The sequence below is a fragment of the Flavobacterium sp. DSR3-2 genome (assembly GCF_049896525.1).
In the GTDB taxonomy this organism is placed as follows: domain Bacteria; phylum Bacteroidota; class Bacteroidia; order Flavobacteriales; family Flavobacteriaceae; genus Flavobacterium.
Map to the genome: position 1 here is coordinate 140,885 of NZ_JAFCUM010000008.1, position 11,175 is coordinate 152,059.

Annotated in this window: 11 protein-coding genes; all 11 read right to left on the minus strand. The window is 32.5% G+C overall.

Features of this window, described 5'->3' with window-relative positions:
• Positions 1-2 precede the first annotated feature (2 nt).
• Entirely contained in the window at positions 3-1,256 is a 1,254-nt protein-coding gene (locus ACP7AV_RS11230) for a TolC family protein (protein WP_426092020.1), read from the minus strand.
• Positions 1,243-3,180: an efflux RND transporter permease subunit gene (locus tag ACP7AV_RS11235; RefSeq protein WP_426092021.1), complete on the minus strand. Its 1,938-nt coding sequence runs from the start codon at positions 3,178-3,180 to the stop codon at positions 1,243-1,245. Before ACP7AV_RS11235 ends, ACP7AV_RS11230 begins: the two co-directional genes overlap by 14 nt.
• Positions 3,177-4,475, minus strand: coding sequence for an efflux RND transporter permease subunit (locus ACP7AV_RS11240; protein WP_426092022.1), 1,299 nt, complete (start codon positions 4,473-4,475; stop codon positions 3,177-3,179). Before ACP7AV_RS11240 ends, ACP7AV_RS11235 begins: the two co-directional genes overlap by 4 nt.
• Positions 4,476-4,483: 8 nt before the next feature.
• The gene (locus ACP7AV_RS11245) at positions 4,484-4,951 is read right to left on the minus strand and encodes a heme-binding domain-containing protein (RefSeq protein ID WP_426092023.1); all 468 of its coding nucleotides are present in this window, start codon (positions 4,949-4,951) and stop codon (positions 4,484-4,486) included.
• A gap of 86 nt (positions 4,952-5,037) precedes the next feature.
• Positions 5,038-5,772, minus strand: a complete 735-nt coding sequence (locus tag ACP7AV_RS11250; RefSeq protein ID WP_426092024.1) for a DUF3347 domain-containing protein — start codon at positions 5,770-5,772, stop codon at positions 5,038-5,040.
• A 305-nt stretch (positions 5,773-6,077) separates the two neighbouring features.
• Complete coding sequence (locus ACP7AV_RS11255; protein WP_426092025.1) at positions 6,078-6,224, minus strand: hypothetical protein; 147 nt, start codon at positions 6,222-6,224, stop codon at positions 6,078-6,080.
• Positions 6,225-6,247: 23 nt separating this feature from the next.
• Positions 6,248-6,373 carry a hypothetical protein gene (locus tag ACP7AV_RS11260; protein ID WP_426092026.1) on the minus strand — a complete coding sequence of 42 codons (126 nt, stop codon included), beginning with the start codon at positions 6,371-6,373 and terminating at the stop codon, positions 6,248-6,250.
• A gap of 30 nt (positions 6,374-6,403) precedes the next feature.
• On the minus strand, positions 6,404-6,619 hold the full coding sequence (locus ACP7AV_RS11265) for a hypothetical protein (RefSeq protein ID WP_426092027.1): 216 nt from the start codon (positions 6,617-6,619) through the stop codon (positions 6,404-6,406).
• Positions 6,620-6,883: 264 nt separating this feature from the next.
• Complete coding sequence (locus tag ACP7AV_RS11270; RefSeq protein WP_426092028.1) at positions 6,884-7,252, minus strand: hypothetical protein; 369 nt, start codon at positions 7,250-7,252, stop codon at positions 6,884-6,886.
• A 606-nt stretch (positions 7,253-7,858) separates the two neighbouring features.
• Positions 7,859-8,734: a CorA family divalent cation transporter gene (locus ACP7AV_RS11275; protein WP_426092029.1), complete on the minus strand. Its 876-nt coding sequence runs from the start codon at positions 8,732-8,734 to the stop codon at positions 7,859-7,861.
• Between the two features lie 356 nt (positions 8,735-9,090).
• Entirely contained in the window at positions 9,091-10,362 is a 1,272-nt protein-coding gene (locus tag ACP7AV_RS11280) for an NRAMP family divalent metal transporter (protein ID WP_426092030.1), read from the minus strand.
• Positions 10,363-11,175 lie beyond the last annotated feature (813 nt).

The following is an 11,175-nucleotide window of genomic DNA, read 5'->3' on the forward strand; positions in this document are numbered from 1 at the left end:
AATTATTTGATTTCTAGTTGTTTTTCGATTTCTACTTGTGTGCTTAAAATATTTTGTAATTTATCCAGAAGATCAATTTGGGCCATATTTAATGCTTCCCAAGCATCCAAAACTACAAACAGATCTCCCGTATTATTCTGCCACGACAATATTGCCGTATCATAATTTCGTTTTAAGGCAGGAATGATATTTTTTTCAGCAATATCATATTGTTTTTTTAGGTTTATCAGTTCGGTATTCATTCCCGAAATCATTCCTGCTGCTTCATTCAAAATCATTTGCTTTTGCCAGTTGAGACCTTCATTCTTGATTTTAAAACTGTTGATATTGGCTTCATTCATTTTTGTTGACCAAGGCATCGGAATAGTAATCATTCCCATCAAAGTGAATTGTTTTGGTTGTTCTCCAAAGGCAAACATATGGTCGTATTTAACACCAAATTCCGGTAATAATTTTGCTTTCTCGGTTTCAATTTTTAATTGATTTAATACCATTGTTTTTTCAATAGCTTTAACATCACTTCGGTTTTGAGAAAGTAAAATTGTATCTGCTTTTATGGCATCAAAATCATTTAATTTATAGGTTTCATCTATTTCAAACGAAGTGTTTTTATCTCTAGCCATCAATGTATTCAGCATAATTCGCTTCTGGGAAATATCGTTTTGTAACATTACAATCATACTTTCTAATGCACCGTATTGCGATTTTGCTTTGTAATAAGTTGGCAATTTATCCATATTATACTGATAGCGTATTTCCATACTTTTTATCATATATCCTAAGAGCAATAAATTATCATCCGCTATTTTTATTTTTTTATTTAAAACCAGCCATTGGTAATAATTTGTTTTTGCCAGTGCCTTTAATTGATTAATTGTATACTCTTTATTTTCTTTTTCAACAGATGACATGGCGTTCATGTAATTGAAATCAGACTTAAGTTTTCTGGCATTCGGGATCATTTGTGTAACGCCCACCATGTAAGATCCCATACCTGAAGACATTTCACTTGCTTTCCACATTTTGGTATTGTAAGGCGTCATAAAAAAACCCATTTCCACTTGTGGTGCCATCCAACTTTTGGCGCCTTTTGCAGCAGCATCCATACTTTGAATATCAGCATCATACATTTTTAGTTGTGGATTATTTGTTTCGATATTCGTCAAAACAGCATCCAACGAAAGTGTTTGCGCCACCATATTAGCAGTACTTAAAATCAAACAGCTTATTGCGATATAATAGTTATTCTTTAACATCTATAAGTTCTATTTTGCCTTTTGTTTTTAATTCTCGAAGTTTCATCATCTCAAAAACGATAGGGGTTACTAATAATACATAAATTGTAGAGGTGATTGTGCCCCCAATAAGTGGAACCGTAATTGGCAGCATCACATCGGCACCGGTTCCTGTTGCCCAAAGAATAGGGATTAATCCAAATAAGGAAACGGAAACGGTCATCAATTTTGGTCGCAACCTTTTGGCAGAACCGTCAATAATGTATTGTTTCAAAATTGCTTCTGTAATTGTTGCGGCACTGTTCCCGTGTTTTTCTACCATTTTATTCATTGCTTCATTTAAATAAATAGTCATTAACATAGCGGTTTCGATTGCCATTCCAAACAATGCTATAAAACCAACTGCAACAGCTACAGATAAATTTATTCCATAAAAATAGACCATAAAAATTCCTCCAATTAAAGCAAACGGTACGGTTATCATTGTAATCAGTGCTTCTTTCATGGAACGATAAGTGAAGTAAAGAATAAGGAAAATAATGATGACAACTACAGGTAAAATCAGGCGTAATGTTTTATTGGCTCTGATTTGGTTTTCCCACTGTCCGCTCCACTCCACATAATAGCCTTTTGGCATTTTAGTAATCATTGCATTCAATTTTTCTTGTGCTTCTTTTACTGTACTTCCTAGATCACGATCTCGTACATTAAATAGTACACTGCCTCGTAGCATTGCATTTTCGCTATTTATCATTGGAGGACCATCGCTTATTTTTACGTCGGCAACGGCTTCCAATGGAATAGGACCAAACTCCATTGTTTGCACTTGGAGTTTTTTTAACGCCTCAATACTATTTCTGTATTCTTGAGCATATCTGGCATTTACAGAGAATCGTTGTCGTCCTTCAATGGTTGTAGTAAGTTTCATGCCGCCAATAGACGCTTCTACCACGTTATTTATATCATCTACTGTAAGTCCGTATCTGCCGATAGCCTCTCTTTTTGCCTCGATATCGATATACTTTCCGCCAGTAATCGGTTCCGCATATAAATCTTTTACGCCAGAAGTACCTTCAAGGGCTTTTTTTATTTTTTGAGATAAAACATTAATAGTGTCTAAACTTGCTCCGTAAATCTTTATTCCTACATCGGTTCTAATACCAGTAGCTAGCATATTAATCCGGTTAATGATGGGCTGTGTAAAACCATTCGTAACTCCTGGAATTTGAAGTTTATTATTTATTTCATTAACAATATCAGCTTTCGTTTTGTCTTCTCGCCATTCGTGTTGCGGTTTTAGCAAAACAATCGTTTCAATCATGCTTATGGGACTGTTATCGGTTGCTGTGTTGGCGCGTCCGGCTTTACCTAAAACATGAGCCACCTCGGGTATCGATTTTATCAATTTGTCCTGCACTTGTAAAATTCTTTTAACCTCAGAATTGGATACATCTGGCAACGTTACAGGCATAAAAAGCACGGAACCTTCATCTAAAGGCGGCATAAATTCGGTCCCTAAACGGGTAAACATTAAAACGCCAATCAGCAGCGCAATTATATTAATACCTAATACTGTTTTCCTCCATTTTAAGCAAAAAATCAAAATTGGCGTGTAAATACTCTCCAGTTTTTTGTTAATTGGATTTTTGTTTTCTGGACGAAGTTTACCTTTAAGCAGAAAACTAATTAGAACTGGAGTAAGGGTAATCGCTAAAAAAGCATCAACTATAAGTATAAATGATTTTGTCCAAGCCAATGGGCTAAACAATTTACCTTCCATACCCGTGAGAAGAAATACAGGTAAAAAGGAAGCGATCACAATAAGTGTTGAATAAAAGACACCTGGACCAACTAATTTTGAAGATTTTTCTATAAGTTGTAACTTTTCTTCAGAAGATAAGGGGTCGTGTTCTTTTTTGAATATATTTTTTATTTTATCTATCATTTTATTTCCGAATTATTCTGATTGCTCTCCATTTCTTCCTGTTTCTCCGAAATTGTCCTATAGGCATTTTCCACCATTACAATTCCGTCATCGACGACAACACCAATAGCTAATGCAATTCCAGTTAGTGACATGATATTAGATGATATCCCAAAGGCTTCAAGTAAAATAAAACCGATAGCCACAGATATAGGCAATTGAATTAAAATAATTAAAGCACTTCGCCAATGAAAAAGAAAAAGTAGTATAACAATTGAAACAACAATCATTTCTTCTATTAAAGTTCCTTTTACCGATTCGATCGCTTTTTCAATCAATTCACTTCGGTCATAAGACGTTTTAAAAGAAACGCCTTCAGGCAATCCTTTTTCAACTTCTTTCATTTTTAATTTAACCGCTTTTATCACTTCATCTGCATTTTCACCATAACGCATGACTACAATTCCTCCTACAACTTCACCTGTTCCATTTTCGTCAAAAATTCCCAAGCGCAAATCACCACCCATCTGTATCGAACCGATGTCTTTTACTTTTACTGGAACGGAATTATAATTTTTAACAGCAATGTCTTCTACGTCTTTTATGTTTTTTATGTAACCCAAACCTCTCACTATGTAAGACATGTTGCTCATCTCAAATTTTCGACCACCAACATCATTGTTGTTTGCTTTCACTGCATTCATCACTTCCATTATGCTCACATTGTAGTACTGCATTTTCAGTGGATCTAACACTAATTGGTACTGTTTTTTAAACCCACCAAATGATGCTACTTCAGCCACGCCGGGAACAGTTTGTAATGCAAATTTTACGTACCAATCTTGCAAGGCTCTTTGTTCTCCCAAGTCCATACCGTTAGTCTCTAAATGATACCAAAAAATATGTCCTACTCCAGTTCCATCTGGTCCTAATGTGGGCACTACGTTTTGAGGCAACAATCGTTGGGCATAATTTAATCTTTCCAACACTCGAGTTCTTGCCCAATAGATATCTACATCATCTTCAAAGATGATATATACGAAACTCATCCCAAACATAGAGGAGGCACGAATATTTTTGATTTTTGGAATTCCTTGTAAGTTGGAGACCAATGGATAAGTAACTTGATCCTCGATGACCTGTGGACTTCTTCCCATCCATTCGGTAAATACAATAACTTGATTCTCTGATAAATCAGGAATGGCATCAATAGGGTTTTGTTGTACGCTATAAATACCCCAAGCGAGTAAGCAAGCTGAGACGAGTAAGACTACAAATCTGTTTTTTAGTGAAAATGAGATTAATTTTTCTACCATAATATTTATTATTCTACTGAAAGACTATCTTTCGTTTTTTTAATCCAATTGATTATTTCCTCTTTTTGTGTTGGCGTCAAAATGGCATTTTTATGAATTAATGTGTAAGATCCCAAAGGCATTTCATCGGATTTTATTTGTTTGATGATAGCTTCTAGTTTGTTTTCTTGTTTTCGCTTGGAGTACTTTCCAAACTCATTAAAGTTCAAATCCTTTTTACCATCTTTAATGTGTTCTTCCATAAAAAACCGTGCGGGCTGAATGTAAGAATATAATGGATAATTGGTATTGTTACTGTGACAATCGTAGCAAGATGTCCTTAAGATAGTTTCAACATTTTTAGGAACATCGTACATTTTTGTAAAATTTGAAGTTAATTCCTGCTCGTAACTTTCATTACGAGCAGGTTGATATAACTGCATCAACAAAAAAATTACAAACCCAATTACGAGTATTTTCTTGATGATTTTTTTCATATGAAGATAATATTTGTTTTTTAATGGAATATGGTATAGCCATTCTTCATTCTAATTTATGATTTTGGAATCATGGCGATTTCATTTTATAATTGTTTTTTGATAGAACCACAAGTGAGCATTTTCGAACCGTAGTAAGGATTTTTTATTTCTTTACTTTCACTTATCCAAATCGCCCCTTTTCCTTCATTATACATAGGACAAAAGTCTTGATATAGTTTTTGTTTTGCTCCAAATATTTTTATCAAATCATTTACATCTTTACTCAACATCGCAAAATGTTCTCTTTGATGGTCAATCTTTCCACCATTATCGCCAATGTGTTCTGCGTGTTCTTTCGCATCATCAGCAATATCAATATATTCTATTTTCAATTTTAGATCTATTATACTGGTATTGACTTTATTGAAAGTTGCATATAATGCTTTACCAGCATTAGCTGCTCCTTTTGTATCGTCTTTTGTGAGTGCGTTCTTTAGTTTTAAATAATCAGAAATTATTTCATTTGTAGAAAATGTTGTTTGGGTAACCGATGTAGCTTTAGTTTTAACTTCAACTGCTGTCGCATCATTGTGACTATGACTACCATCAGTATGATCATGAGCTTCTTCATTTTGTGCAACTGGTTCGGTTAATTCCATTCCACATTTTGAACATTTTTCTCCTTTTTTTCCTGTTATTTCGGGGTGCATGGAACACGCATACAATTGTGAAGTACTTTCTGTTTTTTGTGAATCAGTTGTCACAGCTTCTTTATTTTTTTGGTTGCAAGAAGCTACTACAAATACCATTGCTATGGCTGAAAGGATTAGATTTTTCATTTTATTATTTTTTTAAATTGTTATTTTTAGATATTGTAAAGTTTACATTTTTATTACAATACCAGTTGTTTTTTTTGGTGCAGTAAAAAATATATTCTTCATTTTTTAAAGTTTTAATTTGAATGTTTCCACTTTTTTACCAAAACATAATAGTTGTGAACCGCAATACGGATTTTTAATTGTATTTCTTTACTTCAAAAATTAGCATCTTGCATCGGGCAATATTGATAATAAACCGGTTCAGTAAATTTTGAAAATTTTGTCAGCTCATACGTATTTTTAGATAATGATTTAAAAAGTTTTCTTTACTTTTCGATATCCTGTATTTCAGAAATATTTTTTGCATCAGCAGTTAAATCTTTAAAAACTTTCATCCAAACCATATGGAAATCCATTTTTAATGTTTCCATTTTTACAAAAGTTATAATTGTTAAAAATTCCTTTGCCTTCACAGAAGCGGTTTTTCCGTCTGTTTTTACCGAGGCCTTTTTTTTAAGAAATAATTGTCGAAAACTGGAATTAATTGGTTTGTTGCTTGTTTGACGTTCATTTTAGCGCGGTCGGTTACTTCCATTTTAGGCGCTTCAGTTTTTGTTTCCATTTCCTCAACCATTTTCTCTTCGTGATCGTACTAACAAAATTCCGGCAGTTTTAAATATGCAGCATCTGGATCAGGAAATTTATCATCCTTACAAACCACAAATACATTACATTTCAGTATTTCGTTTTGATTGGTTTTTTTAGCAACAACAGTAAGCGTATCCATTTTGGTATCTTTATTCCAATCAACATTTACAATTTTTTTGAGAATTCCTGCTTTTGTATGGTCGTTTCGCACATCGCGCAATTCCCAAATATTTTTACGGTTTAGGTTTTATCGTTTTTGAATTGCGCATTAGACACCGGAAATGACACCAATAAAGTTATCGCTATTACTGTTTTTTTTTAGTGATTTCATTGTAAAAAGATTTTAAATTGGATAAGGTAATCAACAACAAAACGAAGCGCGACTTAGCCACCTTATTAAAAATGAAATTAACGGAGATAGTAAATGATTTTGTAGCAATAATTGATTTTTATTTGACACAATTATGGATATCAAAATTGGAATTTAGCTTATTTTTGGTATAAGCCATAAAGAATTGAAACCAGAAGAAATGGTGGTTTCGTAATTATAAAAATTTTGTTTTTCTGATAAGAAATTAAAAATATTTTTATTAAAATTCAATTCATTAATAGAAAAAGATGTGTTGGAAGAAGAAGCACAACCACATTTAGAATGACTGCATTTTCCTTCACAACCTTTGTGGTTTTTAGTTTTTGAATGACTATCGTTTTTACAACAATCATCTTTATCCATTTTTGAGGAAGTCTCTTTTGAAGAAGAATGTTTCGATAAATTATTTTCACACGCAAAAGTTAACATTGGCATCAGAAAGAAGCCAAGTACAACTATCAATAAAATGTGAAACTTTTTCATTTATATCAAAAATCTAAATATTAAACAAAGTTAGATAAATAATCTTTATACTCGCCAAAGACTTGTTAAAAAAAATTATTACTGCTATTTTGTTTTGATTTAAATTGTACCTAAAAGTATTATTAGGGAAGAAAAAACACAAAGACTAACTACTTTAATCTTTATTACTTTTAAAAAACAAGTTTTAAAATGCTTTAATTTTATTAGAGTAATAGTTCGAAATCCGTGTAAACCTCCAAAGTCATTTGATTTTCTACATTTTTATTTTTTTCAAATCAAACTCTTTTGTTAACGGATTATATCCAGTCCATTTGTCTGTTTTTATTAATGCAGATTTGGAAATATGCTTAGTAATATTTTGCATATTTCTTTACACGAATAATCTTCAAGCTGGTCAAAATATAGCATTTTAAATCCGCCAATATCACTGGTTTCAATGTTGATTATCAATTTTTTTTTTTTGAATCATTACTCCTTCCATGCTTAAGATCTTCTTTGACACCAAAAACAAATTCATCGACAAAAACCTGACCAATCATAGGCTTTTAAACACTACTTAGTGCTCCGCACGTTACAAAACCTTTGCTGGGTGCTCACCTTTTTCTATTAAATTATCTTCTTTCGTTTGAACCAAAAATATATAATAATTGCGATAATCGCCATTATACTGAGTGTCATAAAATATCCAAACTGCCATCTGAGCTCTGGCATATTTTCAAAGTTCATTCCGTAAATTCCTGCTACAAATGTTAACGGTAAAAAAAATGCAGAAAATATAGTCAGCAATTTCACAACGTCATTACTTTTTTGAGAATTTACCGAGTGATAACTATTTAATAAATTGTTTGCGTTTTCTAATACTTCGTCATAATTTAATATTAAGTTCAACAACGTGTCTTTAATGTCTTGTAAAGCTGTTTTGTTAAATTCGCTTACTTCAATTTGATTGATCACATTTTGAAATAGTTGCAATAGTTTTTTGGTTATTCTTGTTTGAGTTTTTAAGAAATACAAATCTTCAAGAGAAACTTTTGAATAGTCTTTTAAGAAAATAGTTTTTTCAAATTCCTCTATTTTTTTGTCTAATTCATTGAGTGGTGATTGGTAGCTTTCAACCATTTTAAGAATTAAATAAATTAAAAGGTCTTCGGTTTTTGAAAATTCTATGTCGATACGCTCTAAAAATTCAAACGGACTTCTGTGTACTGAAATAATTTTGTTGTCATTGTAAAAAAATGCAATCTTATTAGACAGGTCGTTTATCGTTGTTGCGCCATGTTCAATAGTTGAAGTAAAAGCTCGTAAAATCAAAAAATTATAGTTGGGTTGTTTTTCAAACTTTGGTAAATGGCCGTGTTCCAAACTGTCAATAATTTGAAAAATATCTAAATTGTACTGCTCCGCAATTTTATCAAGAGTTGCTCTATCGGGTTGGCAAAAATCTATCCACGCAAATGTTGTAAATTCCTTTATGTTTTGCATATTATGCTGCATTTATCTTTCTGTTATTTTCATTGTGGTAAGTGATAGTATAGACTTGCAGCTAACGTCAGTTTATCTACAAATCTTCAGAGGAACTCAATTAGGTTCGTCACTGTGTAAATATATGTGATTGAAACTACAATTAAAATTCTTTTTTTGGACAAAGCTACTTAATGATTTATCTAAGAAAACAGTTTAAAAAAGGACTTAAAAAATCCAAAAGATGATTAGCCAGTCTTTCGTAGTCAACAAGATTGATAATGAAGCAAAGCAAGGAGTTTTATAATGTTCGTAAAAAATTGATGAACCTGATTTCGTTACCTTGTGCATTACTAACATCTATCGTGTCAAAAGTTTTACTTGCCTGAAAATTGCAAATAGATTAAAGTTACGGCAGCTACTGTCATAATAATTAATGCTGCAAAACCAAGTATGTTTGCTAATCTTCCGTTCACGTTTTTACCCATTATTTTTTTGTTATTTGAAATGTGTAAGATTATAGCAATTAGGACAGGAGCAGTTAATCCATAGAGAATGGCTGTATAAATCAGCGACTCAATTGGTGTAATGCCTACATAGTTTAAAGATAACCCAAGTATTAGTGAAATAGCTATGATGACATAAAATGCTTTTGCTTCATGAAATTTTTTGTCAAGTCCTTGTTCCCAGTCAAATGTTTCAGTGATTATGTAAGAAATCGAACCACTCAGTACTGGAATTGCGATAAGTCCTGTTCCGATTACACCAACAGCAAAAAGAAGATAGGCCAGATTACCGGCCAAAGGTTTTAATGCCGTTGCAGCTTGTTCCACAGTGTCAATTTGATGGATGCCTCCTTTAAACAAAACGGTGCCAGTAGTAAGAATGATAAAATACATAACAAAAGCAGAAACTGTCATTCCAAAATCTACATCTTGGTTCATGTTATGAATTAACTTTTTGTTTACAATTAAATGCTTCCTTTTATTTTTCATTTCTTCAACCTCCACCGATGCTTGCCAAAAAAAAAGATAAGGTGAAATTGTTGTGCCTAGTATTCCAACTATAATGGCGATAAAATCCTTGTCAAACTTTATGGTTGGTATAAATGTCGCTTTAAGAATTTCGCTAAAATCCTGTTTGTATAAAAACGGAACAATAAAATAAACCAGCATAACGATGCACAAATACTTTAAAACTGCCGCAATTTTTTGATATGGTAAATAAACAATTAAGCCTAAAAGAATAATCGTGAAAAGAACACTGAAATAATTAGCATCAATAGATGGAAGTAATAGATTACCTACAGCACCCATACCTGCAATATCAGCACCAATATTCATTACAATAGCAGGAAAACTAAACAACAACATAAGATACAAAATAGGTCTTGGATAGTGTTTTTTTAATGTTCCGGTCAAACCTTGGGAGGTTACTAATCCAATTCGAGCACACATTTGTTGAATAGCGGCCATTAAAGGAAAAGCGATAATTGCAGTCCACAGTGTTGAAAGTCCATAGGCAGCACCTGCTTGAGAATAGGTTGCAATTCCAGATGGATCATCGTCACTTGCTCCTGTTACAAGACCTGGACCCAGTTTTTTCCAACTACTAAGTATTTTAGAAGAAATTGTGTTCTTTTTTTTCATTTTTTAGTCGTTGTTGCATGATTGGCAAAAGCACAACCAAGATAAGGAGAACAGCAGTCATAATATTTACTCGTATGTGAAGTTCGGAATAAATGTCTAGATAAAAAAACCAATGTAGGTTTGTCGCTAGACAGAAGATGCAAATCAAAAATGTTAGGATAGTGAATGTTTTAGATTTCATTTTTGTTTTAAAGTGTTCGTCTATTTGTCGTGAGCTTAATATTAGCAGCACTTCTCAGTGGTTACTCCTAACTTGTAATTAGTATTGATTGGCTCACTACACTACATCTTTCAGATACTAAAAATAAAATCTGTCTTATCATCGTATATTTTTCAAATATAATAAATTATAAATCAACAAAGGAACTTTTAATCTGCTGCAGATCATGGCTATAAGCCAAGTATTACATAGTTATGTATTTAAGATTATAATGTCTAATTAAGAAAAATTTTACTTCTTTTTTGCTCTAAACATTGGGGAATAGTTTATATCCTTTTGGTCGGTGGATTTTGTCAATAATAGTTTTTATTTTCAGTATGTCTAGAAAAACAATTTGATGGCATAACAACGGTTTGCTAATACAACTGGTTTGGTTTGGTTTGGTTTTATATTAAGCCCCGTTTTCGGATTTGACACAAGAAAGATAGCGAACAGGCGAAGCAAATCATCTCAAAAACAAAACCAACTTTCCGATAAGCCAATTGCCCAAATCCCTCATAGCATCTATGTAAAAGCATAACTTAGAGTTACTAAAAACGAAGATTATGCAATTACAAGATGCCTTAACTATTCCAAAGATATTCATTGGTTTA

Excerpts from the sequence above, each read along its gene's own strand:
- ACP7AV_RS11235 (WP_426092021.1), bottom strand. The coding sequence starts at position 3,180 with ATGATAGATAAAATAAAAAATATATTCAAAAAAGAACACGACCCCTTA.
- ACP7AV_RS11270 (WP_426092028.1), bottom strand. The coding sequence starts at position 7,252 with ATGAAAAAGTTTCACATTTTATTGATAGTTGTACTTGGCTTCTTTCTG.
- ACP7AV_RS11245 (WP_426092023.1), bottom strand. The coding sequence starts at position 4,951 with ATGAAAAAAATCATCAAGAAAATACTCGTAATTGGGTTTGTAATTTTT.
- ACP7AV_RS11260 (WP_426092026.1), bottom strand. The coding sequence starts at position 6,373 with ATGGAAACAAAAACTGAAGCGCCTAAAATGGAAGTAACCGACCGCGCT.
- ACP7AV_RS11240 (WP_426092022.1), bottom strand. The coding sequence starts at position 4,475 with ATGGTAGAAAAATTAATCTCATTTTCACTAAAAAACAGATTTGTAGTC.
- ACP7AV_RS11280 (WP_426092030.1), bottom strand. The coding sequence starts at position 10,362 with ATGAAAAAAAAGAACACAATTTCTTCTAAAATACTTAGTAGTTGGAAA.
- ACP7AV_RS11250 (WP_426092024.1), bottom strand. The coding sequence starts at position 5,772 with ATGAAAAATCTAATCCTTTCAGCCATAGCAATGGTATTTGTAGTAGCT.
- ACP7AV_RS11230 (WP_426092020.1), bottom strand. The coding sequence starts at position 1,256 with ATGTTAAAGAATAACTATTATATCGCAATAAGCTGTTTGATTTTAAGT.
- ACP7AV_RS11275 (WP_426092029.1), bottom strand. The coding sequence starts at position 8,734 with ATGCAAAACATAAAGGAATTTACAACATTTGCGTGGATAGATTTTTGC.